Origin of the sequence: Ochrobactrum sp. BTU1 (assembly GCA_018798825.1) — a bacterium.
Classification (GTDB): domain Bacteria; phylum Pseudomonadota; class Alphaproteobacteria; order Rhizobiales; family Rhizobiaceae; genus Brucella.
The window spans coordinates 726040-750233 of the sequence record CP076355.1; the positions used below are offsets into that span (position 1 = coordinate 726040).

The following is a 24194-nucleotide window of genomic DNA, read 5'->3' on the forward strand; positions in this document are numbered from 1 at the left end:
ATAGCCAAAACGGAAACAATCAATGGATCGCCTTGATAGTGAGCGGATGTTTGTCGCGGTCCTTGATACGGGCAGTTTTTCAGCGGCGGCTCAAAGGCTTGGGACGAGCAGCGGGCAGGCGTCAAAACTCATCTCAAAGCTTGAGTCGGGTTTAGGGGTTCAGCTCATAAAGCGCACAACACGAGCGCTCTCGCCGACAGAGGTCGGTTACGCATATTATGAGCGTATCAAGGGCTTAGTGCAGGATTTTGATGCTTTAGATGCATCCGTACGCAATGCATCCGGTGCACCGAGCGGGCGTATAAGGCTTACGGCACCCATGTCTTTCGGGACATTGCAACTGACACCAATCCTGCTGGAATTTGCGAAAATATTTCCAGATATACAAATTGACGTCAGTTTCTCAGATCGTATTGTCAATCTGGTGGACGAGGGGTTCGATATTGGTGTTCGCATTGGCAAACCGCTTGATAGCAGTTTGATTGCAAGACGGCTCTGCGACGCTCGGGTGGTTTTGGTCGCGGCACCTTCCTATGTCAGCGAACACGGCTTACCCACCCACCCGCGCGAACTCTCCGAACATAGCTGTATTATCGACACGAATTTCCGAGATCCCTTGATCTGGCGATTTAAACCCGCGCATGATGGTGAAATCCAGTCAGCGGCAGTCACAGGGCGGCTTCAGTTTTCAAACGGCGAAGCTTGTATGGAGGCCGCCGCAGCGGGATTGGGAATAGCTCATGTGCCGTCTTTTATAGCTGGGCCATACATTCGGGATGGCCGTGTGCAACAATTGCTACGTGATTATGAAGATCAACCGCTGGGCGTATATGCTGTCTATCCGCCTGCCAGGCACCTGGCGATCAAAGTGCGTGCATTGGTGGATTATTTGGTCGATCATCTACATGGAGAGCCATGCTGGGACCGTGGGTGGCTTTGACGCGGCTGGGTTTTGAAGAGCAGGGTCCTACGACACAGCAGTAAACAAGTATTCGGAGATCCAATTTCTTCCACGGCTAACCACATGAATTCATTTGCAAGTCGCACTTCAAACTAGAACCCACCCCCGTTATACACATTGTTTTAGCAAGTTAAAGTTGCGACGTTCCCAGCAGATTACAGATGCGACAGGTGCTGACGTTCAGCCCCCATTCCGAGAGGCTGGTCGGGGTTGCAAACGAGGAATGGGGGCGGGTGAATATCCACCTCTTCGGCTTTAGCTTTCTTAGTAGCAATTGTTCTGTCAGCAGTTGATACTCGGCTCACCTGCATCGGGCAGGAGAGGGATCCAAGTCGTACAATGCTACCAAAAATCTGCCTGCAAGGTGACGTCGATATCGCTGCACTCTCACCACTGCTTCGCGGCATGCTGCTTGCAGTTGCCTATGCTCAGCGCGAGGGTGGCATCGGACTAACGGCAACCGGCGCGATGAACCGCAAGTTCGTGCATTGGGCTGCTGAGAACTTCCTCTGGCCCAGGTTCACAGCCAAAGACCTCTTCAGCATGCACAAGGTGCTCAATGAAAACGACATGCCACCACTTTGTGTTGTGCACGACCTGACCCGTTATCTGAAGCTTCTTCGCCGCAGGAAAAATGTACTGCTGCCAACCAAACGTGGCCTGGAGTTTCTGGTCAATCCGCAAGCCTTCTTCGATCTGATCGCCACCGATTATCTCTATTCGTATATTCATGCCACCGAACGTAAAGAGGCGATCCAGGCACGATTGCGTTGGTGGCGTATGTATCTCAATCTGCTCAATATCAAGACCAGAGAAGGGTGTAAGCCGATGGACATTCTAAAGATACTCTATCCGGATATCGCTCATCTGTCCGACACTGAAATAACCGTCGATGCGTGGGACCTGAAATTCGAGCTTCGGTACGGTGTCCTGCGACGCTTATGCTGGCTCGGCCTGCTTTTTGAGGCAAGAGAAGGGCTCAGCTTGCTTGACGACGGAACCTTCCACAAAACACCGCTTTGGACAGCTTGCCTGCAATTGGAGTCGGATATGCAAAGCGATATCGGCGTCCATTGACGCCCTTTATTCCGGCGCTGGCTGTCTCAATAAAGCTTGTTCTCGCCGGGCAATGACGGCAGGGTCGTTCATGTAAGCTGTGCGCGATTTACGCTCTCGCTTCTGATAGCCATTCCCGACACTGCCGTCAGGTATACCAAACATATGGTTGGCCTGACCAGTACGACGCGGACCGCTTTTGCTGCGTTGCTGCTCCCGTCCCGCCTGCATCTCAGCGACGATCAACAGCATGTCATCCAGCCGTTTGTTCTCGACAACAGGTGAGCGATGAATGGAACGAAGCTTGTCGAATGTTGTATAGGGCAGGGTGTCCGTACCGTGCATGATCTCCAGACGTCCGTCGGGATAGTCGCAGACAATGACCTTCTGCCGCGCAAGCCGCTTTGCAACTTCGGTCGGTTCCAGGATGAACAGCACTTTATCATAGCGTAGTGTCAGTGTTTGTGACAGCGTTCGCACTTCCTTCCGGCACAGCGCACCATCAATATTCTCATGCGCTGCCAGCGGTCGATGCATGTCCTTGGGATTGCGTGGCTCCTTGCCAAAACGGGCATTGAAATCTGCAATATATTCCGGCGCATATGCATTGGCTGCTTCGATCGTATCGATGCCGCGCAGCCGCAATTCCTTAACCAGACGATCCTGCAAAGTCCTGTTTGCCCGCTCAACACGGCCTTTGGCCTGTGGAGTATTGGCACAGATAATGTCGATGTTGAGCTCATAAAGTGCCCGACCAAACTGTGTCAGGCCGCTTGTTCGATCTTGCTTCGACGGATGAAGCGAACGAAAAACGCCGTGTTTGTCGCTATAGAAAGCTAGTGGTTTGCCCCATTGCTGGAGATATGCCTTCGTCGCATGAAAATAATCAAACGTGTTCTCTGAGCCCGCAAAACGCAAATGCAGGAGCTTGCCAGTGGCATCGTCGATATAAACGAGGAGGGCGCATTTGGGACCCGCTCCTCGAACCACCAATGATGCGAGCCGTCGATCTGTATCAGTTCACCAAAGCAATCACGCCGGCCGCGCGGTTGATGCAGTTGCCGCTTGCGTTCGCGACGTGATGTCCACAATCCCGCTGCTGTCATCCATTGCCGCAGCGTCTCCTTGCTGACTGAAAGCCGATGGCGTTCAATCAGCTTCTCACAGGCCAGTGTCGGCCCAAAGTCCCGATAATACGTCCGTACAATATCCAGAATATCATTCCGGAAATCCTCGCCATAACGGCGATTGCTCGGACGACCGCGCTTGCCCGAAACAAGGCCCGCTGCACCAAGCCGATCAAATGCCTGTAACATCCGATGAATCTGACTACGACTGAGGCCAAGCAGCGCCGCTGCCTCCACCACACGAAGCTGATTATCTCTGATTTGCTGAACAGTCTTCAGCCGGTTGAGTTCTTTCTGCGACATCGTGATCAAACAAGACATGACGGCTCCCATCCGCTGTTTGCTGCTGAAAGCCCAATCTTCCTTTCCGCGTTCGATTTGAAAAGGGCAAGAGAGGCAAAAATTGTCGCATCTCTAAATTGCCCATGTGTCGCATCTGTATATTGCCGTTATACACATCGATTGCATAACGTATGTTATGGAACTAAAAAAGAATGAAAAGCTAGCATCTTGTTGCGATGAGACATTTCTCACCGCCCCAATATGATGCGGTGATGATCACTCAAACCAAGTTCAAATGGCTTTCCTTTGCGTGTTTTCCACAACTCGAAAACTCTGGTGAAAATTTAAGCGAATCGGATGTCGTAGCCTGTAAAAAAATGCTGGCAGCAGCTTATAAAAGTGCCGCAAAATATGGAGTTTTCTTGATTTTTCATCCTCTGAGATTGCATTCAAAAGCGCTTTAAAATCGCCATTGCGTACCAGTTTTTTGCCTTCTAAATTAGCTGCAGCGTAGTCAATCTGGTAACTAATTCAGTATCTTGAGAACTTCTCTTGCAAGAACCAATCTTATCCATAAGATGCACGCCATTTCAAAAATTACCTAGGAGGGGTTCATCGTGTTTCGCAAAACTCTACTGACAAGCGTGTGTCTTCTGACACTGGTGGGAGCGGCATCGGCTGAGGTCGTTCTTAATCGCGGCAATGACACTGATCCAGCAACGCTCGATCATCATCGTACGTCCACCGTGTCTGAAGGCAACGTCCTTCGCGATTTGTATGATGGATTGACCATCCAGAACGCGAATGGTGAGGCCGTACCGGGTGTGGCGAAGTCATGGGATATTTCGGAAGACGGTTTGGTCTACACTTTCCATCTGCGCGATAACGCGAAATGGTCAAATGGCGATCCGGTAACTGCTGGTGATTTCAGCTTCGCTTTTCACCGTCTGATGGACCCTAAGACAGCTGCTGGCTATGCGAGCATGTTGTTTGTGATCAAGAACGCGGAAGACGTTGCTGGTGGAAAAAAGCCGGTCGATGAGCTAGGGGTTGAAGCTGTAGACGATCACACGCTGAAGGTAACGCTTAACTCCCCTGCTCCTTATTTCCTCGAACTTCTGACGCACCAGACCGGCTTCCCGCTGCATAAGAAGAGCGTTGAAGAAAATGGCGACAAGTTCACGACACCTGGGAAAATGGTGACGAACGGCGCTTACGAACTGGTCAGCTTCACGCCGAACGACAAAATCGTCATGAAGAAGAACCCGAATTACTATGAAGCCGATCAGGTCAAGATCGATACCATCAACTGGATTCCATTCGAAGACCGCGCCAGCTGCATGCGACGTTTCGAGGCCAAGGAAGTTCAGGTCTGCTCGGACGTTCCTGCCGAACAGATGGATTATGTGAAGAAGAACCTCGCCAACGAATTCCGAATGGCACCTTATCTCGGCGTTTATTATTTGCCGGTCAAAGGCAAGACTGCTGACAGCAAGCTGAAAGATCCGCGCGTTCGTCAGGCTCTTTCCATGGCGATCGACCGTGATTTCATTGCCGATCAGGTCTGGCAGGGCACCATGCTCCCAGGTTATTCGCTGGTTCCTCCAGGTATCAACCACTACGTCAAGGATGCGCCTAAACTCGACTATTCCGACGACATGTTGGATCGTGAAGACAAGGCCAAGGAGCTGTTGAAGGAAGCAGGCGTTGAGCCAAACACGCTTTCGATTGAGCTGCTCTACAACACATCTGAAAACAACAAGAACACGATGGCAGCAATTGCCGATCAGCTTGGCAATATCGGTGTGAAGGCAACGCTCAACGAAACCGAAGGCGCTACCTACTTCAACTTCCTGCGTGAAGACGGTCCGTTCGATATCGCACGCGCTGGCTGGATCGGCGATTACAACGATCCGCAGAACTTCCTTTACATTGCCCAGAGCGATGTCAGCTTCAATTATTCCAAGGTTAAAAACCCGGAATACGATGCGAAGATGGCTGAAGCAGCGAAGATCCTTGATCTGGATGCCCGCGCCAAGGTTCTGGCTGAAGCCGAGCAGCTCAAGCTCGATGACATGAGCAATATTCCTATCCTTTATTATTCCTCGCGCGCTCTTGTGTCTGACAAGATCGATGGCTGGAACGACAACCTTATGGACAGCCACAAAACCCGCTGGCTTTCGTTCAAACAGTAAATTTTCAGTTCGGGCTGTGCCTTTCGGCGCAGCCCCTTTTTCTTTCGACCTGGGAGGGTCGGAGGGTCCCTCTTTTCATGGGGACAGATATTTTTTAAGACTTATGGGAGTTTCACGATGGTTCGCGAAATTTTATTGGCAGGCGTTTGCCTGATTTCGCTTGGCAGCGCCGCGTCTGCTGCAATTTTGCTTAACCGTGGCAATGATATGGATCCTTCAACGCTGGATCAGCAGCTCACCACTACAGTTCAGGAAGACCGCGTTTTAAAAGATCTTTATGAGGGACTGGTCGCGCAGGATAGCCACGGCAGAGCAGTTCCCGGTGCGGCGACATCATGGGAAATTTCACCCGATGGCCTCACCTATACATTTCATATGCGCGACAATGCAAAATGGTCGAATGGCGATCCTGTAACGGCAGGCGATTTCGAGTTTTCATTTCGCCGCTTGATGGACCCTAAGACGGCTGCGGGCTACGCTAGTGTCTTTTATTCAATCAAGAACTCCGAGCAGATCGCGACGGGTCATATGTATGTCGATCAGCTTGGCGTGAAAGCACTGGACGACAAAACGCTCCAGATCACGCTCAACGCGCCTACTCCATATTTCATTGAATTATTGACCCACAACACCGGATTTCCGGTCAATCCGAAAGCCGAAAAGGAATTCGGGTCAAAGTTTAGCCAGCCGGACCACATGGTCAGCAATGGCGCTTATGAGCTTGTCAGTTTCAATCCGAACGACAAGATCGTTATGAAGAAGAATCCCTATTATTGGGATGCGGAGCATGTTCAGATTGATCAGGTAAACTGGATACCGTTTCAGGATCGCTCCAGCTGTATGCGCCGGTTTGAGGCGAAAGAAGTTGATATCTGCTCTGATGTTGCCGCTGAACAGATGGACTATGTGAAACAGAACCTCGGTAAATGGTTTCATCAGGCACCGCTGCTGGGTATTTATTACATCGACATCAAAGGTGAGCCTTCCAGCAAGTTGCGCGACCGTCGTGTCAGACAAGCCATTGGAATGACGATTGATCGTGATTTTCTGGCACAGGAAGTCTGGCGCGGTACAATGCTTCCTGCCAGCTCGATGGTGCCTCCCGGAATCAATAATTACGTCAAAGACGGACCGCAGCTAAGCTACGCCAAAGAAGACATTCTTGATCGCGAAGACAAGGCAAAAGAGCTGTTGGCAGATGCCGGTGTCACACCTGGCAGCCTGTCGATAGTGCTGAGATATAGCACGTCGGAAAATCACAAGAACACGATGGCAGCGATTGCCGACATGCTCAAGGATATTGGTATCAATGCCACGCTCGACGAAGTCGATGGCACGACCTATTTCAATTATCTTGAGCAGAAAGGCATGTTTGATATCGCCCGCGATGGCTGGGTTGGGGATTATAATGATCCGAACTCGTTTCTGTCACTCTTCACGAGCGACAGCTACTTCAATTACGCGCAATGGTCGAACAAGGACTATGACGCACTGATCATGAAATCAGCCATCACAGCAGATTTGGGTGAACGGGCGAAAATCCTCACCAACGCAGAGAAGATTTTGCTTCAAGACGGGGCTGCTATTCCTCTGCTCTACTATTCATCTACCGCATTGGTTGCCGACAAGGTCAAAGGCTACGACGACAACCTGATGAATTCGCACGCCACACACTGGCTGTCGATAAAAGGCTAAACAAAAACAGGAACGCCCTTAGTGGGATTTGCCGGGTCGCTTTTTGAGCGTTCCGGCAAAGAAGGGAAATAAAAATGCTGGGCTACACGCTCCGACGATTGGGTAGTGCAATACCAACTATCTTTATCATCGTCACACTGACTTTCTTCCTTATCCGGCTTGCGCCGGGTGGTCCTTTCGACCTTGAGCGCCCGATTGATCCGCTGATCCTCGAAAACCTCAAGAAAGCCTACAATATGGATGCGCCGCTTTGGCAGCAGTATCTTATTTATCTGGGCAATCTGTTGCGCGGTGATCTTGGCCCGAGCTTCACGCGTCGCGACTTCACCGTCAATGATTTGTTCGCTTCCGGTCTTCCGGTTTCGATCATGCTTGGTGCGCTGGCACTTAGTCTGGCTGCGATTATCGGAACATTTCTCGGAACAATTGCGGCACTGAAACAGAATTCTCCGATTGATTATTTCGTTGTAGCACTCGCCACTTTTGGCATTACGACGCCGAATTTTGTCGTTGCCCCTCTTCTGAGCCTTCTTTTCGGCGTCATCCTCGGATGGGTGCCGGCTGGTGGCTGGTCTTCGGCCAATATCCTTTACTGGATATTGCCGGTGCTGACTTTGGCGCTGCCGCAGGTTGGCGTTATTGCGCGCCTCGTGCGCGGCGCAACCATTGAAGCCTTGCGCGCCAATCACGTTAGGACAGCTCGCGCTTACGGCCTGCCCGCGCGCGTGGTCGTTGGCGTTCATGCTCTGCGTGCTGCCATGTTGCCGGCTGTTTCCTATCTGGGGCCGACAGCTGCTGCTCTCCTTACTGGCTCGGTTGTCGTTGAAACCATCTTCGGTATCCCCGGCATTGGCCGTTACTTCGTGCAAGGCGCGCTGAGCCGCGATTATACGATGGTGATGGGAACCGTTGTCGTCATTTCCGTTTTTGTCGTGGTGTTCAATCTCATTGTCGACCTTCTTTATGCATGGCTTGATCCGAGGGTTCGCTATGACTGATTTTACTGCAGCCGTTGAAACGGAAAAGCTTGGTTCGGTACAAAGCCGTTCACTCTGGCAGGACGCATGGCTGCGCCTGCGCAAGAACAAGGCAGCTGTAACAAGTGCTATCGTGCTGATCGTGCTTGCACTTGTCGGTATCTTCGGGCCGATGCTTAGCCCGCATCCCTATGACAAAATCTATCCGCAGTTTGTCCGCGTTGCCCCAAGTCTGGAAGCCTATCCGCGCGCTGACACGATCATGCCGGGACTGGAACGTGAATTGGCTCGTGCTCGCCTCACTGCATCAGCCGAGCCAGAATTGACCGGAAGCAATGTGGTCATCGACTTCACTGCGCAACGTCCGACCGATGAGCGCGTTCTTCGCTACTTCCAGCGCTCGGACCTGTTCAGTAATCCTAAGATCGAACTTGCTGCCGATGGTTTGAGTGGCAAGCTGACATTGAATGTCTCGCGCAACTATTTTGTGCTCGGTACAGATAATCTTGGCCGCGATCTCATGACCCGCATCTTCATCGGTGTGCGCATGTCGCTGGCAATCGGCTTGCTCGCTTCAGCCATGGCTCTGGTCCTTGGCGTTGGCTATGGTGCTATTTCGGGTTACCTCGGTGGCCGTGCCGACAACATCATGATGCGGCTTGTTGATATTCTCTATTCCCTGCCCTTCATCTTCTTCGTCATATTGATGCTCGTCTTCTTCGGGAGGTCGATCTTCATCATCTTCATTGCCATTGGTGCAACCGAATGGCTGGATATGGCGCGCATCGTGCGTGGACAAACATTGAGCCTCAAACGGCAGGAATTTGTGCAGGCGGCAGAAGCGCTCGGCGCAACCCGCCGCGGCGTCATCACCCGCCATATTATCCCGAATGCGTTGGGGCCGGTTATTGTCTTTGTAACGCTTCTGGTGCCAAAGGCCATTCTGCTTGAAAGCCTGCTTTCGTTCCTTGGTCTGGGCGTGCAGGATCCCCTCACCTCGCTCGGCCTCCTTATCTCAGAAGGTGCTCAGAATATGCGCGGCGCAAGCTGGCAATTGATCTGGCCTGCCGCAACCCTCACCATCATCCTGTTTGCGCTGAACTTCCTTGGCGACGGCCTGCGCGACAGTCTTGACCCGAAGGATCGCTGAGATGACAAAAGAAAATATTCTGAGCGTTCGCGATCTTCGTGTCACTTTCGACACGCATGACGGTCCGGTTGATGCTGTGCGCGGCATTAACCTCGATGTCAAAGCTGGTGAAACAATCGCAATCGTTGGTGAATCCGGTTCCGGTAAAAGCCAGACCACCATGGCGATGATGGGATTGCTGGCACAAAACGGTAAAGCGACAGGACAGGCGCTTTATCGCGGTCAGGATCTTATCGGCATGTCCGATAAGGCGCTGAACAAAATCCGTGGTGCTAAGATCACCATGATCTTTCAAGAGCCGATGACATCGCTTGATCCACTTTATAGGATTGGCGATCAGCTGGCAGAACCTCTGCGCTATCACCGCGGATTGAGCAAGAAGCAGGCGCGTCCACGTATTCTGGAATTGCTGAAGCTGGTCGGCATTCCTGAACCCGAACGCCGCATTGATAGCTACCCTTACGAGCTTTCAGGTGGTCAGCGCCAGCGCGTGATGATCGCCATGGCGCTGGCTAATGAGCCGGATATTCTCATTGCCGATGAACCGACAACCGCGCTTGATGTCACCATTCAGGCGCAAATTCTCGACCTGCTGGCTGATCTTCAGCAGCGGCTGGGGATGGCGGTTGTGTTCATTACCCATGATCTTGGTATCGTGCGCCGTTTTGCCGACCGCGTCTATGTGATGCGTTCGGGTGAAGTGGTGGAAACCAACGAGACCGAAAAGCTTTTTACCGAGCCAGAGCATCCCTATACGAAGATGCTGCTTGATGCAGAGCCAGAAGGTGAAAAGCTGTCTCCGCCTGCAGAAGCGCCGGTCCTTATCCGTGCTGATAATGTGAAGGTGAACTTCCTTATCAATAAGCCCTGGCTTGGTGCCGCTACCTACATGACGGCGGTAAATGATGTCTCTCTGACCTTGAAGGAAGGCCAGACCATCGGGATTGTCGGTGAATCCGGTTCAGGCAAATCGACACTTGGCCGCGCGATCCTGCGCCTTCTTCCGTCAGAAGGTCGGATTGCTTATCTGGGCAAAGAGTTGCCGACGGAATCGCAGGCCATGCGGCCCAAGCGCCGTGAGCTTCAGCTGGTGTTTCAGGATCCGTTCGGATCGCTCAGCCCGCGTATGACCGTCGGCCGGATCATCACCGAAGGTCTGCTTATCCATGAGCCGAACCTTTCGGCAAAGGAACGGGATCGTCGCGCGCAGGAAGCGCTTCGTGAAGTCGGCATGGACCCGGCAATGCGTAACCGCTACCCGCACGAGTTCTCAGGTGGCCAGCGCCAGCGTATCGCCATCGCACGCACAATGATCCTGAAACCAAAGGTGATCGTGCTTGATGAGCCGACCAGTGCGCTGGATCGTTCCGTACAGAAGCAGATCGTTACGCTCCTGCGTGCTCTGCAGAAGGAACACGGGCTTTCCTATCTTTTCATCAGTCACGACATGGCGGTGGTACGTGCCGTCTCCGACTATGTGATTGTTATGAAGAACGGAAAGATTGTCGAGCAAGGCGATACAGAACAGGTTTTCGATAACCCCTATGAGGATTATACGAAGGCTCTCATGGCCGCAGCGCTGAGCGAAGAGCGGTTTGGTACAAACGATTAAATTAAATAAAAACGGGGCTTTGGCCCCGTTTTCTTATAAAGTGATATAAATCTAAAATACCAAAGACCGATGGGCGTTAACGCCAGCCGAAACACCATCCGCAACGGACCATGCAACACTATGTGCGCCCCTTGAAATGTCGCCGGCGGCATAGATACCCTGAATGCTTGTCGCTTTCATCTCATCAGTTTTGATGGCTTTTCCAAGCGGCATGTCTTCCAATATGCAGCCGAATTGCTCAGCGATCTGGCTGTTTAGGCGGTTGGACGGTCCAATGAATAATGCGTCAGCTTGCAACAGGCGACCGTCAGCAAGTTCGATCTCGGAGATGGATGTTCCCCCACCTCTTATGCCTGCAACCCGTTTCGCTTCAATAGTGACACCACGCTTTTCTAGTTCTGCCAAAGTTGCAGCATCAGGCTCTTCACCGCCATTCAGATAGAATGTGGTCGGTCCCCATTCGGAGATAAGCATGGCTTGATGGGACGACATTGGCGAGAGGTTCAACACGGCGAGTTTTTTGCCGCTGAGCTCGTAGCCATGGCAATAGGGGCAATGAATAACCGATTTGCCCCAGCGTTCAGCCAGCCCCGGTAAATCTGGCAAAACGTCAGAAATGCCGAAGGCAAAGATCAGTCTGCGCCCGCTGACGACTTCGCCTGTATCGAGTTCAATCGAGAAGTCATCAATCTGCCCGGTTCCGTTTACAGCTTTACCCTCCGTTACTCTTACAGTCGGATAGGCTTTAACCTGCTCTTTTGCCGTTTTGAGCATCGCTGCCGGGCTGCTTCCATCCTGAGCGAAGAAACCATGTGAATGTTTAGCAAAGCGGTTGCGTGGCTTGCCTGCATCGATCACGCGAACCGAGCGTCTGCCGCGCGCCACATAGGTTGCCGCCGAAAGTCCGGCAAAGCTGCCACCGATAATAATCACATCATGATGCGTCATGGGCTGTCTCCAAGTCGAAAGCTGCGCCGCGTTCAATCGCGCACTGATGAAAATCCGCGCTCAACATGGCGAGTGTCACTTCGCCAAAACGTTTCAATAAAAGCTCTTCTGCATCGCTGAACGCCTTGTTGAGCGATGCGTTGACGGCCTGCTCGACGAGGCAGCCCGGCATTTCCGTACGATTGCTCATCGCAAGCAGCGACGGTTTGCCAATGGCGTTGTAAATGTCATGCAGCGTGACTTTGCTAAGATCGCAAGCGATCTCCCATCCGCCGCCATGACCTTTTTCGGAGCTCACATAACCCTGCTCTCGCAAACCACTCATGACGCGACGCACGACAACGGGATTGGTGCCCATCGCTTTTGCGAGGACTTCGGAGGTTACGGGCTTTTTATACTCAGCCATGTGAAGGAGGACGTGGAGGACGCCCGAAAGTTTACTATCTTTTTTCATGTAACTTTATATGTTACGAGTCTCGGACTCTGTCAAGAGAGGCGATAATATGAAAGCAGTTTTCCGGACGTTCTTGTGCGGCTTTGTGTTAGAATGGCCTTATGATTGATCTGTTTTCCCAGCTTGAAACTCGAGAAAAGCTTGCCGACGGCGCCGTTCTTTTGCGGGGATTTGCGCTCGCAAACGAAGCCGAAATTCTCAACGCCATGCAAGTCGTTGAGAATGATGCGCCTTTTCGGAATATGACGACGCCAGGCGGATTTCGCATGTCAGTCGCTATGACAAATTGCGGGTCCTTTGGCTGGGTGACGGACCGGAAGGGCTATCGTTACAGCGCCGTTGATCCTGAAACGGAAAAGCCGTGGCCTTCAATGCCGGGGGCATTTCGCGATCTTGCAGAAAGCGCAGCGGTCGAAGCTGGTTATCCTGATTTCTTACCGGATGCCTGTCTCATCAATCGGTATGAACCCGGCGCAAAAATGTCTTTGCATCAGGATAAGGACGAGAAGGATTTCAAAAATCCGATTGTTTCTGTGTCGCTGGGACTACCCGCGACATTTCAATTCGGCGGATTGCAGCGCAGTGATCCGGTGCGAAAATTCGTGCTGCACCACGGCGATGTGGTCGTTTGGGGCGGCCCATCCCGACTCTTCTATCATGGTATTATGCCATTGAAGGATGGAGAGTATCCGCAGTTTGGTCGAAATCGCTATAATCTTACATTCAGAAAAGCTAAATAACTCCAATTAGATGCGGGTTTTCTTTAACTCTATGCATTCATTTGGAACGCGCATTTTTTCCGCAATGCGCGTTAAAACAAATATTCAGATCGAACGCGCTCTAGTTGAACGCACCGCCGTCGCTTTTGCTTTCAGGTCGTTCTTTCGCAACCTTCTCACGATAGCCGCTGGCGCGGTAAGCTGCAATCGGCTCGATTGCTCCGCCGGTACGACGACGCGCTTCTGCCAGAATTGGCTCAACGTCGGTACGATAAGCGCGCTTCAACGTATCGGATGCCATCAGGGCATCGTTTTCCTGCTGATAGGTTTCCAGCGCTTCCCGATCCACCAACAAAGCCTGCGCATAAGCGCGGCGGATTTCATTAGCAGATGAAATCAGGCTTTCAATCGGGTCGGTCACATTGTGCGACTGATCGATCATATGTTCAGGATGGAAACCCTTTACACCGCGATAGTCTGCATCAACGAGCTCGTTGAACACGAGGAACAGACGGTATGGATCAATCGATCCCGCATCGAGATCGTCGTCGCCATATTTGCTGTCATTGAAATGGAAGCCACCGAGCTTTCCGAACTGGATCAACCGCGCCACGATCATTTCAATATTGGTGTTTGGTGCATGGTGGCCAAGATCGACCAGACATTGTGCCTTTGGACCAAGCGTCGAGGCTATAAGGTAATTCGTGCCCCAATCCTGAACGACTGTCGAATAGAAGGCTGGCTCATACATTTTGTGTTCAGAGAACAGCCGCCAGTCATCCGGAAGCGCTTTATAGATTTCACCCATCGAATGCAGATAACGCTCGAATGAACGAGTGAAATTCTGCTGGCCGGGGAAGTTTGAACCATCGCTGAGCCAGACTGTCAGAGCTTTGGAGCCAATGGCATTTCCGATCTCGATGCACTCAATATTATGTTCAATAGCCTGAGCGCGCACGGCCGGATCGACATGGGTAAGCGAGCCATATTTATAGGAATGCTGCTGATCAGCCGAATCCGAGAACGTGTTGGAATTCATCGCGTCAAAACCAAGCCCGAGTGCTTTCGCATGGGCTTTCAGTTTTTTCGGGTCAGCCTTATCCCACGGAATGTGCAGCGAAACATTTGGCGTTGCGCGTGAGAGTTCGTTGATGACCGAACAGTCGTCAAGTTTGTCGAAAATCCCGCGCGGCTCACCGCGACCAGGGAAACGGCCAAAGCGTGTACCACCCGTTCCTGTCCCCCACGAGGGAACAGCGACAAAATATTTTGCAACTTTCTCAGTGATGTTTTCAATTACAATGCCGCGCCGGGCAAGCTGTTCGCCAAGAGCCTGATAGTCGCTCTTTTGTGCATTCTCAAAGCCGGAATTGTGCTCAGCGATGAAATCGGCTGCAATACGTTGTTCGGACATGGTTCCTCCCAGAATGTCCTCAATTTCTTGGATAAAAGGCAGGAAGGCAAGATCGCCTTACCTACCTTCTGAGTAATTAGCGCGGGAAGCTCTGCTGGTTTCCGGCGTCCACATTGATGATGTTGCCGGTGGACTTGGCCGATGCATCGCTTGAAAGGAAGTAGATCGCTTCAGCAATATCTTCCGGCAGTACATTGAGCTTGAGCAGCGAGCGCTTGCGATAATGTTCTTCCAGTTCCGTCACATCAATTTTCGATGACGCTGCACGCTGTTCCCGCCATTCGCCGTCCCAGATTTTCGAACCGCGCAGCACAGCATCCGGGTTGACCACGTTCACACGAATACCAGCTTCGGCACCTTCAAGGGCAAGACAACGCGCCAGATGGATTTCCGCAGCCTTTGCCGTGCAATAGGCGGATGCGCCCGGCGAAGCGGCGAGCCCATTCTTGGAAGCGACGAAAACCACGTTTCCGCCAAGTTTTTGACGCCGGAAAAGCCGGAATGCCTCACGAGAAACAAGAAAATATCCTGTAGCAAGTATGTCGATATTGCGGTTCCACATCGAAAGCTCGGTATTTTCGACCGAAGCAGACGATGCAATACCAGCATTTGAAACCAGTATATCGATGCCGCCCAGTTCAACACTTGCCTCTGTGAAAGCGTCGATGACGGCCCCCTCATTGGTGACGTTCAGCTCGACGCTACGAACCTGATCGGAGCCAAAACACTTGGCAAGATTTGTGTGAGCGGTTTTGAGCGATTCTGCGTCGATATCTGCCAGAACCACGCAAGCGCCCTCACCTGCCAGACGTTCAGCGGTAGCATAGCCAATTCCACCTGCACCGCCGGTAATCAACGCAATGCGCCCGGCTAGGCTTTTAGGTTTCGGCATACGCTGGAGTTTGGCTTCTTCAAGCAGCCAATATTCAATATCGAACGCTTCCTGTTCAGGCAGCCCCTGATATTCAGATACGGATGATGCGCCGCGCATGACATTGATCGCGTTAACGTAGAACTCGCCGGCAATACGTGCTGTCGCCTTGTCGCGCGCGAAAGACAACATGCCTACACCGGGGATCAGGAAAATGACCGGATTAGGATCCCGCATTTTCGGCGAATTGTCATGCTTGCAGCTCTCATAATAGCGCGTGTAATCAGCGCGATAGGCGTCGAGTGAAGCTTCAAGGCCAGCAACGACACCATCCACATCCGGCTTCGCGGGATCGAAATCGACCACAAGCGGGCGAATTTTCGTGCGCAAGAAGTGATCCGGGCAGGATGTGCCAAGGCGTGCGAGTGGCTCCAGTTCTTTCGAGTTTACAAATTGCAGAACCGCATCCTGATCATCGAAATGGCCAAGCTTGCGCTCTTCCTTTCCGATCAACCCGCGTATCTCCGGCATGAGACGCGCAGCAATTGCACGGCGTTCCGAAACATCCAGGCTTTGGGTCACGGAACCGCCAAAAGCGGCCTTGCCTTCACCCTTCTTATCAAGCCATTCGATAGCCTTGTTAATAATGGCAAGCGTCAGCTCATAGCAGTCTTTAGCGTCATTGGCCCAGGTAAAAAGACCATGACTTTCAAGGACTACGCCCTTTGCGTTCGGGTTTGACTTCACAAAGGATTCGAGGTCGAGACCCAGCTGGAAGCCCGGACGACGCCATGGCAGCCAGCCAATTTCATCGCCAAATACCTCGGCAGTCAGCTCGCGTGAGTTGATTGATGCGGCAATTGCAATGATCGCATCAGGATGCATGTGATCAACATGGGTGAATGGCACAAAACCATGCAACGGCGTATCGATGGAAGCGGCACGGGGATTGAGATTGAATGTGCAGTGCGGAAGGAATCCGACCATACGGTCTTCGTCTTCAACGCCCTTATAGATGCCTTTCAGCGCGTCGAGCTTGTCCTGATAAAGCGTAGCAAAGCCGTCGAGCTTAATGGTGCCGACATCGCCGCCCGAGCCCTTGACCCAGAGCACTGGAACCTGTTCGCCGGTCAGCGGATCGATTTCCTGAACTTTTGCCGATGTATTCCCGCCACCATAATTGGTGATGCGCTTATCGGAACCGAGCAGGTTTGAACGATAAAGCAGCTTGCCTGGCTCATCCAACGTTGCCGCTTTGGCGTCATCCCAGCGATTATCCAAGAGCCTGCTTTGGGCCACCATTTCATCCTCCCGTTTTATGGTGAAGACCGGAATGCGCTTTCTTTTTCACGCACAAACGATCATGTTTGGAAAAGATATGGCGTATTGTGCAAATTAATGTCAATCAAAAACGATCAAAAATAATCATATATGTTATTTTTGTGCGCTATGATGATTGTTTATGATTGACACTACCCGCATTTGTGTTCGATACAAGAGAAAAGGAGGAGCCATGCACGAAAGAGAGCGCCACCGTATTATCCTGAGTGCTGTTCAGGAAAAGCCGGTGATCACCATTCAGGATCTGGTGGAATTGACGGAGGCGTCGGAAGCGACCCTTCGGCGCGACATTGCATCGCTTCACATGCAGGGCCGTATCAAGCGGGTTCGCGGCGGCGCGGAGGCTATCCATCCCCCGCAGTTCGGCAGCCTTGCAGGCCGACCTTTCAAGGTTTCGGAATCTGAAAACACGGATCGCAAGCGCGCGATTGCTCGCGAAGCTGTTTCGCTTTGCGAAGAAGGCGACAGCATCATCATCAACGGTGGTTCTACGACTTTCCAGATGGTGCATTATCTCGCGGCGCGTCGTCTGCAGGTGCTAACCAATTCCTTTGCCATCGCTGAACACCTTTTGCGCCAGTCAAAAAGCACGGTCATTGTGCCGGGAGGCGCGATCTATCGTGATCAGAGCCTTATTCTGTCGCCATTCGATAATGATGTGATCCGTAACTTCTACGGACGCCGCATGTTCATGGGCTGTCAGGGTGTCAGCCCTCTCGGCGTGATGGAAGCTGACGCCCTGATTATCCAGAGCGAGCAGAAACTCATGGGCCAGGCGGACGAAATTGTCCTGATGGTCGATTCATCGAAATTCACACGTCGCTCAAGCCTTATCCTCTGCCCTCTTGATCGGGTCAGCACGCTGATCACCGATGAAGGCATTTCGGATGATGCGCGGCGAATGGTGGAGAATGCGGGCATCAAGCTCATCGTAGCGCAGGTCTCTGCAAATGCTGGGAAGGGTGACGAACGGGGGGAAGCCACAGAAGTTGCCTAAGCTGTAACCAAACATATGAATGTTCTTAATCGGGAGGAATGGGACATGAAACTTTTTAAGAAACTGGCATTGAACACAGCGTTGGCTGTTGCTTTCATGGCGAATGCCGCACAGGCTGCAGATATGAAGATCGCACTCGTTGCGAAATCGTTGGGTAATGGCTTTTTTGAAGCGGCCAATAAGGGCGCACAGGAAGCTGCCAAGGAACTGGGTGGCGTTGAAGTCATCTATACCGGACCAACGACAACGACTGCCGAAGGTCAGATTGAAGTCATCAATTCGCTGATTGCGCAAGGCGTGGATGCCATTGCAATCTCTGCAAACGATCCGGATGCGGTTGTTCCAGCACTCAAGAAGGCTGCGCAGCGCGGTATCAAGGTTATCTCTTGGGATTCCGGTGTCGCGCCTGAAGGCCGCATCGTCCATCTCAATCCATCATCGAACGATCTGATCGGAAAAATGTGCCTGACTCTGGCAGCTCATCATTTGCCAGGTGGCAAGGGTGATTTCGCGATCCTTTCGGCAACAACCACCTCGACCAACCAGAATATCTGGATTGACGAGATGAAGAAGCAGCTCAAGGATTTTCCGGGCCTTAATCTCGTCACCACCGTTTACGGTGATGACCTTGCCGACAAAAGCTACCGTGAAGCGCAGGGTCTCCTCACTTCCAATCCTGATGTGAAGGTGATTGTCGCTCCAACTACGGTGGGCGTGCTTGCTGCCTCGCAGGCTGTCAAAGATGCAGGCAAAATCGGCGATGTTTATGTAACCGGCCTTGGCCTGCCGTCTGAAATGGCAGGCGCCATCAAGTCGGGTGCAACCAAGGAATTCGCGATCTGGAACCCGATCGATCTGGGTTATTCTGCAACGCAGATTGCCTATCATCTCGTAAAGGGTGATGCAGACGGTAAGCCGGGCTCGGAAATCGAAGCCGGTCGCATGGGCAAAATCAAGATCGGCGAAAACGGCGAAGCCGCGATGAGCGATCCATTTGTCTATGACGCATCGAACATCGACGAATTCTCCAAGGTCTTTTAATTTTAAGACTGAGGCTGGCGGTGTGAGGGATAATCTTACACCGCCATCATTTTCCGAATTGAATTCAGGTATTTCTGATGAATGCAGCTTTGCAGAAAAGCGGGCAATCGGTGTTGCCTGCCGGCCATCCGGATACGCCTTTGCTGGAAATGCGCGGCATTGCCAAAACATTTCCCGGAGTGCGAGCGCTCGATAACGTCAATATCGCGCTCTATCCAGGCCAGGTAACAGCACTGATCGGCGAAAACGGAGCGGGCAAGTCGACGCTCGTTAAAATTCTGACGGGAATTTATCACCCGGACGAAGGCGAAATTCTGATTGATGGTCAGCCGGTTCATTTTTCAACTGCGCAGGATGCGACCGACGCCGGTGTAACCGCCATTCATCAGGAAACAGTGCTGTTCGACGAATTATCCGTTGGCGAGAATATCTATCTCGGCCACGCGCCCCGCACGAAGCTTGGCTTCGTCAATTGGGCGGCCGTTTTTGCACGGGCACAGGCTCTGCTCTCTTCGCTGGAAATCACGGTTGATGCACGTATCAAGCTGCGAGAACTTTCCATTGCGCAGCGGCATCTTGTTGCGATTGCGCGTGCGCTTTCGGTGGATTCCCGCGTCGTCATTATGGATGAGCCGACAGCAGCCCTGTCGCGCAAGGAAGTCGATGATCTTTTCCGCATCGTCGAGAGGCTGAAATCACAGGGCAAAGCAATCCTGTTCATCAGCCACAAATTCGATGAAGTCTATGAGATAGCGGATCGGTATGCGGTTTTCCGCGATGGTTGTGCGGTCGGGCACGGACTATTGTCGGAGATGAATGAACGCGAAATTGTCCGGCTGATGGTTGGACGCTCAGTGGAAAAGGCTTTTCCCAAGCAAGATGTTGCGCTTGGCGACACGGTGCTGAAGGTTACGAACTATTCTCATCCGACTGAGTTTCGCGATATATCGTTTGAACTGCGGCGCGGTGAAATCCTCGGTGTCTATGGTCTGGTGGGCGCTGGTCGTTCTGAGTTCGCTCAATCGCTGTTTGGCATGACGACGCCTTCATCCGGTCAAGTTGTGCTAGAAGGCAAGGAAATCAGAATCTGCCGCTCGGGCGATGCAATTGCTCAAGGCATTGTTTATGTGCCGGAAGAGCGCGGACGGCATGGCGCAGTTTTGCAGATGCCGATTTTTCAGAATGTATCGCTCCCCTCGCTGACGCGCACATCGCGGCGTGGGTTTCTGCGCCTGGCGGAAGAATTCAAGCTCGCACGCAAATATGCCGAGCGGTTTGATTTGCGCGCCGCCGCACTGTCGGTGCCGGTGGGAACGCTTTCTGGCGGCAATCAGCAGAAGGTGGTTATCGGTAAATGGCTCGCGACCCATCCAAAGGTCATCATTCTCGATGAACCGACCAAAGGCATCGACATTGGCTCGAAAGCAGCCGTCCATGAATTTATCAGCGAATTAGCTGCGGAAGGACTGAGCATCATCATGATCTCGTCCGAGCTACCCGAAATTATAGGTATGTCGGATCGCGTCATGGTGATGCGCGAAGGGCTGGTGGAAGGCGTTTTTGATCGTGCCGACCTTGATGCCGAAGTTCTGGTGCGTGCGGCCACTGGAAATGCCGGTGAGAATGCGGAGTAAGGTATGAAACAGCTTCTCAAACAGCGCGAACTCCTGCTTCTTGTCATCATTGCAATCATGATCGGGCTGTTCTCAATGCGTGCGCCGGGTTTCAGCTCGCCGCGCAATCTCGCGAACATTTTCAACGACACGTCGATCCTGATTATTCTGGCTCTGGGTCAGATGTCGGTGATCTTGACAAAGTCCATCGATCTTTCAGTCGCGGCCAATCTGGCATTTACCGGCATGGCGGTGGCGATGCTCAATGCCGCCTACCCTGAAATACCGCTGGTCGTGTTGATTGTTGCAGCCGTAGGCATTGGTGCCATTCTGGGTGCGATCAATGGAATTCTGGTTTGGAAGCTGGATATTCCAGCTATTGTGGTAACACTTGGCACACTGACCATCTATCGCGGCATGGCCTTTGTTCTGTCAGGTGGTGGCTGGGTCAATGCTCATCAGATGACGGGGCCGTTTCTTAATACGCCCCGCACGGTGTTTCTGGGGCTTCCGCTCCTTGGCTGGACGGCACTGCTCATCATCGGTTTCATCTATGTGCTGCTCACGCGCAGCTTCTTTGGCCGAGCACTTTATGCATCAGGTGGTAATCCGACGGCTGCGGTCTATGCCGGTATCGATGTGGGCCGCACGCGCTTCTTCGCCTTTGTACTGTCCGGCTCGTTGGCAGGGTTATGCGGTTATCTCTGGGTTTCACGCTATGCGGTTGCTTATGTCGATATCGCCAACGGATTTGAACTCGATAGCGTCGCTGCCTGCGTGATCGGCGGGATTTCAATCATCGGCGGCATTGGCACGGCCTTTGGCGCAGTGCTGGGTGCGCTGTTTCTCGGCGTTATCAAAAACGCCCTGCCCGTCATCAATATCTCACCCTTCTGGCAAATGGCGATTTCCGGCGCGGTTATCATCGCAGCCGTGATCTTCAATGCCCGACAGGAGAAACGCGGCGGACGTATCATTCTGCGCGACAAAGCCGCAAAGACTTATGAGGAGCCAGCCGCGTGAGCGAGATAACGGAACGCCGTCATATCCCGGATCGGCTGGGAACGTCCTACACGCGGCTGTTTGCCAGTTGGGAAATGTTGTTGCTTGGCGTGGCGATTGCGATTTTCATCGCCAATTCATTTGCCTCGCCATATTTCCTCAATGCCTGGAACCTTTCCGACGCAACGTTCAATTTCACTGAGAAAGCGCTCATTGCCTTTGCAATGACGTTGCTCATCATCTCCGGTGAGATCGATCTGTCGGTCGCTGCGATCATTGCTTTAGCATCGACCGCCATGGGGGCCGCAGCACAGATGGGTGTAGGCACTCCGGATCTTGTGTTAATCGGTATCGGTACAGGTCTTGTTTGCGGGGCGATCAATGGTGGACTTGTGGCTGGACTTAAGCTTCCCTCCATCGTTGTAACCATTGGTACGATGAGTCTGTTTCGTGGCATTTCCTATATTGTACTTGGCGACAAAGCCTATGGCGGATATCCGGAAAGCTTCGCTTATTTCGGACAGGGCTATGTCATCTGGGTTTTCTCGTTTGAATTTGTGCTGTTCGTCGCTTTTGCACTGATTTTCGGCGTACTGCTGCATGCCACCACTTTCGGACGACGCATTTATGCCATCGGCAATAATGAGTTTGCTTCGCGCTTTTCTGGCATCCCTGTCGAGCGCATGAAGTTCACACTGTTCATGCTCACAGGGCTGATGAGTGGCATAGCTGCCGTGTGCCTCACCTCACGCCTTGGCTCCACTCGGCCATCCATTGCACAGGGCTGGGAACTTGAAATCATAACGATGGTCGTGCTCGGTGGTGTGTCGATCCTCGGCGGCGCAGGCAGCATCATCGGCGTTGTAATCGCGGCTTTTGTGATGGGGCTTGTGACCTTCGGCCTCGGCCTTCTCAATGTGCCGGGCATTGTCATGTCGATCTTCATCGGGCTTTTGCTGATCACCACGATCTCGCTGCCAATCCTTGGGCGCAAATTCAAAGCAAGGCAAAAGTCATGAACAGTGAACGATATGCTTTCCGCATGAAGCTTCATCCCGGTCAGGAAGCAGAATACCGGCGCCGTCATGATGAAATCTGGCCCGAGCTTATCGATCTGCTGCAGCAATCCGGAGTGTCTGATTATTCGATATGGCTGGATGAGGACACACATATCCTTTTCGGCACGCTTACCCGAACCAAGACGCATGACATGGCAGCGTTGCCAGATCATCCGGTCATGAAGAAATGGTGGGCGCATATGGCCGACATCATGGAAACGAATGCCGATAATTCGCCGATTTCCATCGACCTCAAACCTGTCTTTCATATGCCATGAAACATATTGCCATTCTCGATGTCGGCAAAACCAATGCCAAGACCGTTCTGCTTGATGCAGTAACAGGTGAAGAGGTTGCCGTGCGGCGCATCCCAAACACAGTGCTGCACGATGGTCCCTATCCGCATTATGATCTGGAGACGCTGTGGGGCTTTTTCCTGAAAAGCCTTACCGAGTTTGCAAAAGCCCCGGGCTTTGACGCTATTTCGATTACAACCCATGGTGCGAGTGCAGTATTGCTCGACAAGGATGGCGAGCTTGCCATGCCCACGCTTGATTACGAGCATGATTATGGCGCTGAAATCCGTGAAAACTATGCACGCATCAAGCCGGACTTCGCGCTGACTTATTCGCCAACACTTTCGCTGGGGCTCAATGTCGGCGCACAGCTTCATTACCTGAAGACAGTTTTTCCTGAACAGTTTGCCGAAACGGCGCTGGTCGTGACCTATCCGCAATACTGGGCCTATAGGTTGACCGGGGTTCCTGCGGTCGAGCTGACATCACTCGGATGCCATACGGATCTTTGGCTGCCGAAAAGCGGTACTTATTCGTCGCTGGTCGAAAGCCTTGGCCTTGAGGGCAAGTTTCCGCCGCTGCGATCGGCATTCGATGCGCTGGACAATCTGCTGCCCGAACTCGCGCAGGAGATCGGGCTTGTCGCCACTGTTCCCGTCTATTGCGGTATCCATGATTCAAACGCCTCCTTACTTGCGCATCTCATGGATCGTGAGCCGCCCTTTTCGGTCGTCTCGACAGGTACATGGGTTGTGAGTTTTGCAGTTGGCGGTGATCTCGAAGGGCTTGATCCGAAACGCGATACGCTCGCCAATGTCGATGCCTATGGTCGCGCTGTTCCCTCTGCCCGCTATATGGGCGGACGCGAATTCGACGTGATGACTGCAAATCTGATGCCCCCGAGCGAAGAAGAGTATGAACGCGTCCTGGATCAGGTTTTGGCACACGGCATCATGGCTTTACCTTCTGCTGTGCCGGGTTGCGGGCCGTACCCGGATACTTCGCTACGCTGGTTAAACGCCGAAGATGCAAGACCAGCGGAGCGTTATGTAGCTTCCTGCCTTTATGCAGCACTGATGACGCAAAGTTGCCTTGAGCTTCTGGGTGCTGATGGTCAAATAATCGTCGAAGGTCCATTCGCGGCAAACAGCATCTATCTTCATGCTCTGGCAGGTTTCGCTGGTCGAGATGTGATTGCTGTTTCAGGGACGACAGGGACTGCGATGGGGGCTGCTTTACTTGCCGGAGCTGCGGTTCCGTCAATCTCTGAACGTATCTTTAGTCCAGCTAATGAAACATATAAAAACTATAAAATACAATGGTTAGATAGCATTAATTAATAAAGTAATTTAAATTTAAGGCGCCCGGATTTCAAACCAGAAACC

At 52.3% G+C, this 24194-nt stretch carries 20 protein-coding genes and 1 pseudogene; 16 read left to right on the forward strand and 5 right to left on the reverse strand.

All coding sequences use genetic code 11. From position 1 onward, the window contains the following. Positions 1 to 22: 22 nt before the first annotated feature. Together KMS41_14695 and KMS41_14700 are read left to right on the forward strand one after the other, a co-directional pair. Positions 23 to 940: a LysR family transcriptional regulator gene (locus KMS41_14695; protein QWK80149.1), complete on the forward strand. Its 918-nt coding sequence runs from the start codon at positions 23 to 25 to the stop codon at positions 938 to 940. A 360-nt stretch (positions 941 to 1300) separates the two neighbouring features. After that, positions 1301 to 2038, forward strand: a complete 738-nt coding sequence (locus tag KMS41_14700; protein ID QWK80150.1) for a hypothetical protein — start codon at positions 1301 to 1303, stop codon at positions 2036 to 2038. 6 nt (positions 2039 to 2044) lie between these two features. Here the strand turns inward: KMS41_14700 and KMS41_14705 are convergent. Next, positions 2045 to 3465 (reverse strand): annotated as a pseudogene (locus KMS41_14705) (ISNCY family transposase). 233 nt (positions 3466 to 3698) lie between these two features. Here KMS41_14705 and KMS41_14710 point away from each other — a divergent pair. The 6 genes from KMS41_14710 to KMS41_14735 all read left to right on the forward strand — a co-directional run bounded on the left by KMS41_14710 (position 3699) and on the right by KMS41_14735 (position 11055). Further along, the gene (locus KMS41_14710; protein QWK80151.1) at positions 3699 to 3890 is read left to right on the forward strand and encodes a hypothetical protein; all 192 of its coding nucleotides are present in this window, start codon (positions 3699 to 3701) and stop codon (positions 3888 to 3890) included. Positions 3891 to 4043: 153 nt separating this feature from the next. Next, positions 4044 to 5621, forward strand: coding sequence for a peptide ABC transporter substrate-binding protein (locus KMS41_14715; protein QWK80152.1), 1578 nt, complete (start codon positions 4044 to 4046; stop codon positions 5619 to 5621). Positions 5622 to 5738: 117 nt separating this feature from the next. Further along, positions 5739 to 7316 (forward strand): peptide ABC transporter substrate-binding protein, encoded by a 1578-nt coding sequence (locus KMS41_14720; GenBank protein QWK80153.1) that lies wholly within the window; start codon positions 5739 to 5741, stop codon positions 7314 to 7316. A gap of 74 nt (positions 7317 to 7390) precedes the next feature. After that, positions 7391 to 8314 (forward strand): ABC transporter permease subunit, encoded by a 924-nt coding sequence (locus tag KMS41_14725; GenBank protein ID QWK80154.1) that lies wholly within the window; start codon positions 7391 to 7393, stop codon positions 8312 to 8314. Next, positions 8307 to 9443 (forward strand): ABC transporter permease subunit, encoded by a 1137-nt coding sequence (locus KMS41_14730; protein ID QWK80155.1) that lies wholly within the window; start codon positions 8307 to 8309, stop codon positions 9441 to 9443. The genes KMS41_14725 and KMS41_14730 overlap by 8 nt, the downstream gene beginning before the upstream one ends. Before the next feature lies 1 nt (position 9444). Further along, on the forward strand, positions 9445 to 11055 hold the full coding sequence (locus KMS41_14735) for an ABC transporter ATP-binding protein (GenBank protein QWK80156.1): 1611 nt from the start codon (positions 9445 to 9447) through the stop codon (positions 11053 to 11055). Between the two features lie 51 nt (positions 11056 to 11106). Here KMS41_14735 and KMS41_14740 read toward each other — a convergent pair whose 3' ends face one another. After that, complete coding sequence (locus tag KMS41_14740; protein ID QWK80157.1) at positions 11107 to 12003, reverse strand: NAD(P)/FAD-dependent oxidoreductase; 897 nt, start codon at positions 12001 to 12003, stop codon at positions 11107 to 11109. Next, positions 11990 to 12457 carry an Rrf2 family transcriptional regulator gene (locus tag KMS41_14745; GenBank protein QWK80158.1) on the reverse strand — a complete coding sequence of 156 codons (468 nt, stop codon included), beginning with the start codon at positions 12455 to 12457 and terminating at the stop codon, positions 11990 to 11992. The genes KMS41_14740 and KMS41_14745 overlap by 14 nt, the downstream gene beginning before the upstream one ends. A gap of 101 nt (positions 12458 to 12558) precedes the next feature. On the opposite strand from KMS41_14745, the gene alkB reads away from it, so the two are divergent. Further along, positions 12559 to 13197, forward strand: coding sequence for a DNA oxidative demethylase AlkB (alkB, locus tag KMS41_14750; protein QWK80159.1), 639 nt, complete (start codon positions 12559 to 12561; stop codon positions 13195 to 13197). A gap of 100 nt (positions 13198 to 13297) precedes the next feature. Here alkB and rhaI read toward each other — a convergent pair whose 3' ends face one another. Next, the gene (gene rhaI / locus KMS41_14755; GenBank protein ID QWK80160.1) at positions 13298 to 14590 is read right to left on the reverse strand and encodes an L-rhamnose catabolism isomerase; all 1293 of its coding nucleotides are present in this window, start codon (positions 14588 to 14590) and stop codon (positions 13298 to 13300) included. Between the two features lie 76 nt (positions 14591 to 14666). Continuing rightward, positions 14667 to 16763 carry a bifunctional rhamnulose-1-phosphate aldolase/short-chain dehydrogenase gene (locus KMS41_14760; protein QWK80161.1) on the reverse strand — a complete coding sequence of 699 codons (2097 nt, stop codon included), beginning with the start codon at positions 16761 to 16763 and terminating at the stop codon, positions 14667 to 14669. A 211-nt stretch (positions 16764 to 16974) separates the two neighbouring features. Between KMS41_14760 and KMS41_14765 the strand changes: the two genes are divergently transcribed. The 7 genes from KMS41_14765 to KMS41_14795 all read left to right on the forward strand — a co-directional run bounded on the left by KMS41_14765 (position 16975) and on the right by KMS41_14795 (position 24149). Further along, a complete protein-coding gene (locus KMS41_14765) occupies positions 16975 to 17799 on the forward strand; it encodes a DeoR/GlpR family DNA-binding transcription regulator (GenBank protein ID QWK80162.1) in 825 nt (274 codons plus the stop codon). A 45-nt stretch (positions 17800 to 17844) separates the two neighbouring features. After that, positions 17845 to 18840 carry a rhamnose ABC transporter substrate-binding protein gene (gene rhaS / locus KMS41_14770; protein ID QWK80163.1) on the forward strand — a complete coding sequence of 332 codons (996 nt, stop codon included), beginning with the start codon at positions 17845 to 17847 and terminating at the stop codon, positions 18838 to 18840. Positions 18841 to 18917: 77 nt separating this feature from the next. After that, positions 18918 to 20474 (forward strand): sugar ABC transporter ATP-binding protein, encoded by a 1557-nt coding sequence (locus tag KMS41_14775; GenBank protein ID QWK80164.1) that lies wholly within the window; start codon positions 18918 to 18920, stop codon positions 20472 to 20474. Between the two features lie 3 nt (positions 20475 to 20477). Further along, a complete protein-coding gene (locus KMS41_14780; protein ID QWK80165.1) occupies positions 20478 to 21476 on the forward strand; it encodes an ABC transporter permease in 999 nt (332 codons plus the stop codon). Next, entirely contained in the window at positions 21473 to 22474 is a 1002-nt protein-coding gene (locus KMS41_14785) for an ABC transporter permease (GenBank protein QWK80166.1), read from the forward strand. The genes KMS41_14780 and KMS41_14785 overlap by 4 nt, the downstream gene beginning before the upstream one ends. Beyond that, on the forward strand, positions 22471 to 22791 hold the full coding sequence (gene rhaM, locus KMS41_14790) for an L-rhamnose mutarotase (protein ID QWK80167.1): 321 nt from the start codon (positions 22471 to 22473) through the stop codon (positions 22789 to 22791). Before KMS41_14785 ends, rhaM begins: the two co-directional genes overlap by 4 nt. Then, positions 22788 to 24149 (forward strand): FGGY-family carbohydrate kinase, encoded by a 1362-nt coding sequence (locus KMS41_14795; protein ID QWK80168.1) that lies wholly within the window; start codon positions 22788 to 22790, stop codon positions 24147 to 24149. The genes rhaM and KMS41_14795 overlap by 4 nt, the downstream gene beginning before the upstream one ends. The last annotated feature ends 45 nt before the right edge of the window (positions 24150 to 24194 follow it).

Coding starts and splice junctions, on each gene's coding strand:
- KMS41_14695 (QWK80149.1), top strand. CDS start 23: ATGGATCGCCTTGATAGTGAGCGGATGTTTGTCGCGGTCCTTGATACG.
- KMS41_14700 (QWK80150.1), top strand. CDS start 1,301: ATGCTACCAAAAATCTGCCTGCAAGGTGACGTCGATATCGCTGCACTC.
- KMS41_14710 (QWK80151.1), top strand. CDS start 3,699: ATGATCACTCAAACCAAGTTCAAATGGCTTTCCTTTGCGTGTTTTCCA.
- KMS41_14720 (QWK80153.1), top strand. CDS start 5,739: ATGGTTCGCGAAATTTTATTGGCAGGCGTTTGCCTGATTTCGCTTGGC.
- KMS41_14725 (QWK80154.1), top strand. CDS start 7,391: ATGCTGGGCTACACGCTCCGACGATTGGGTAGTGCAATACCAACTATC.
- KMS41_14730 (QWK80155.1), top strand. CDS start 8,307: ATGACTGATTTTACTGCAGCCGTTGAAACGGAAAAGCTTGGTTCGGTA.
- KMS41_14735 (QWK80156.1), top strand. CDS start 9,445: ATGACAAAAGAAAATATTCTGAGCGTTCGCGATCTTCGTGTCACTTTC.
- KMS41_14740 (QWK80157.1), bottom strand. CDS start 12,003: ATGACGCATCATGATGTGATTATTATCGGTGGCAGCTTTGCCGGACTT.
- KMS41_14745 (QWK80158.1), bottom strand. CDS start 12,457: ATGAAAAAAGATAGTAAACTTTCGGGCGTCCTCCACGTCCTCCTTCAC.
- alkB (QWK80159.1), top strand. CDS start 12,559: ATGATTGATCTGTTTTCCCAGCTTGAAACTCGAGAAAAGCTTGCCGAC.
- rhaI (QWK80160.1), bottom strand. CDS start 14,590: ATGTCCGAACAACGTATTGCAGCCGATTTCATCGCTGAGCACAATTCC.
- KMS41_14760 (QWK80161.1), bottom strand. CDS start 16,763: ATGGTGGCCCAAAGCAGGCTCTTGGATAATCGCTGGGATGACGCCAAA.
- KMS41_14765 (QWK80162.1), top strand. CDS start 16,975: ATGCACGAAAGAGAGCGCCACCGTATTATCCTGAGTGCTGTTCAGGAA.
- rhaS (QWK80163.1), top strand. CDS start 17,845: ATGAAACTTTTTAAGAAACTGGCATTGAACACAGCGTTGGCTGTTGCT.
- KMS41_14775 (QWK80164.1), top strand. CDS start 18,918: ATGAATGCAGCTTTGCAGAAAAGCGGGCAATCGGTGTTGCCTGCCGGC.
- KMS41_14780 (QWK80165.1), top strand. CDS start 20,478: ATGAAACAGCTTCTCAAACAGCGCGAACTCCTGCTTCTTGTCATCATT.
- rhaM (QWK80167.1), top strand. CDS start 22,471: ATGAACAGTGAACGATATGCTTTCCGCATGAAGCTTCATCCCGGTCAG.
- KMS41_14795 (QWK80168.1), top strand. CDS start 22,788: ATGAAACATATTGCCATTCTCGATGTCGGCAAAACCAATGCCAAGACC.